Annotated in this window: 1 pseudogene; it reads right to left on the reverse strand. The window is 45.5% G+C overall.

Annotated features, from left to right (window positions below):
* A pseudogene (locus AB4263_RS24270) lies at positions 1–254 on the reverse strand (ISNCY family transposase); the annotation flags it as partial.
* Positions 255–323: the final 69 nt, after the last annotated feature.

A 323-nucleotide genomic window follows, 5' to 3' on the forward strand; every position in this document is an offset into this window, starting at 1 on the left:
AGTGGGCCATGGGCTTCAAGTAATTGACGGTTGTTGTGAATGCTTTTGACAGAACAACCGCTTTGTCGAGCCGCTTCTCTAACATTCCCTAACTCATTGGCAAGCTCTATAGCCTCGATCTTTTTCTGAACCTCTTCTCCGTATTCTTTCCTAGAGCTAGGCTCAGTAAGCTCTTTAATCGATAACTCTCGGTCGGCAAAATAAGCCGTAAAACCACCATCAAGTTGCTTACGTAGTTCGACTTGTTGACTCACGATAGAGTGCCGTAATGGGGAGGTAATTTGATACATTGCGTTGGCGTAGCTGAAGGTATGATCTCGACG

The sequence above is a fragment of the Vibrio sp. 10N.261.55.C5 genome, assembly GCF_041470505.1.
Taxonomy (GTDB): Bacteria; Pseudomonadota; Gammaproteobacteria; order Enterobacterales; family Vibrionaceae; genus Vibrio; species Vibrio crassostreae_C.